The following is a 790-nucleotide window of genomic DNA, read 5'->3' on the forward strand; positions in this document are numbered from 1 at the left end:
TCGCGCCCGTAGCCGCGATCATAGTCGCGGTCGCTCCCGCCCATGCGCTCGTCGCGCCGCGTGTCCTGCCGCCGGCGCCGCTCGGCTTCCTCGTCGCCGAACCAGGACGAGATCTCGTCGCCCGCGCGCTCGAAAAAGCCGCGTTCGTCGCGGCCCCGGTCTCGGTCCTCGCCGCGCCAGTTGCGGTCGTCATGGTCATGGGCCCATCGCGAGCGTTCGTCGCGATCGTAGCGGTCGTAAGCCATGTTTCCTCCTTTGCGTGCTGAAAATGGCCGGCAGTACCGGCCTTCGAAGTCGCAAAAGAAACGAACGGGCGCTCCCCGCCGTTCCTGTCCGGAGCGGCGGACGGCGCCTGAAATCGGCGGGCCGACACGCAGGCGGGACAAGCGTTGCAAGGGGGGAAACAAGCCGCTAGGGGAGCCGCTCCCACACGTCCGGACCCCAGAGGTCCGGCGGCCGGCTGGAGGCGCGGGGCTGTAGCTCAGATGGGAGAGCGCTGCAATCGCACTGCAGAGGTCAGGGGTTCGATTCCCCTCAGCTCCACCAGCCTTCGCGGCCAGGCCGCTTCGGCTGGGGAGCCAGCCTCGCCAAGCATGACGCGAACGCCTGGCGGTCGCGGAATGCGGCCGCAGCAGAGGCACCGATGAAACACCAGCGCAACGCGCGCCGTCGTGACCGCCATCGCCGCGTCGGCGTTGATCGCCGGTCCGGCCCACTGCACGCCGGCGACGGGCTCGTCGCTGTGCACGCCCGTCCGCTATCGCCGGCGAAGGCTTCGTGGACGAGGGCG

1 protein-coding gene and 1 tRNA gene are annotated in these 790 nt (G+C 70.1%); one reads left to right on the top strand and one right to left on the bottom strand.

Annotated features, from left to right (window positions below):
- Positions 1–245: SWFGD domain-containing protein (locus GH737_RS15955; protein ID WP_230558861.1), on the bottom strand; the 245-nt coding region annotated here is incomplete at its 3' end.
- Positions 246–470: 225 nt separating this feature from the next.
- Between GH737_RS15955 and GH737_RS14940 the strand changes: the two genes are divergently transcribed.
- Positions 471–546: transfer RNA gene (locus GH737_RS14940), tRNA-Ala, on the top strand.
- The last annotated feature ends 244 nt before the right edge of the window (positions 547–790 follow it).

This window comes from Sphingomonas segetis (genome assembly GCF_009720245.1).
GTDB classification, from domain to species: Bacteria; Pseudomonadota; Alphaproteobacteria; order Sphingomonadales; family Sphingomonadaceae; genus Sphingomicrobium; species Sphingomicrobium segetis.